Genomic DNA, 251 nt, shown 5'->3' with positions numbered 1-251 from the left:
AAAACTCCTTTTTTACAAATTTATTATGACAAATTCTCCAAATGACGATCGAAAACTTTGTTAAGAGTTTTGAGATTTTCTTGGATATAAGCTTTTTGTCCAGTGAGAATGTCCAACACTCGAAGAAGAAAATGATTCATTTCACTTCTTTCGTTTTCATTCCTTTGAGTAGTCTCTTCATGTTCTTGTCGAAGATGTTCAAGAGATTTGTGACTTTTGGCTAAAATATCTGCATTCAAATCTTTCATACG

1 protein-coding gene is annotated in these 251 nt (G+C 31.9%); it reads right to left on the bottom strand.

Annotated features, from left to right (window positions below; translation table 11 throughout):
- Nucleotides 1-23: 23 nt before the first annotated feature.
- A partial coding sequence (locus SAZ04_RS22595) for a hypothetical protein (protein WP_332699951.1) occupies nt 24-251 on the bottom strand: 228 nt, incomplete at its 5' end.

The organism is Halalkalibacter lacteus (assembly GCF_036663595.1).
In the GTDB taxonomy this organism is placed as follows: Bacteria; Bacillota; Bacilli; order Bacillales; family Bacillaceae_D; genus Halalkalibacter; species Halalkalibacter lacteus.
Note: the sequence above shows the minus strand (reverse complement) of the source record. Positions and strands in the feature narration are given on the sequence as shown.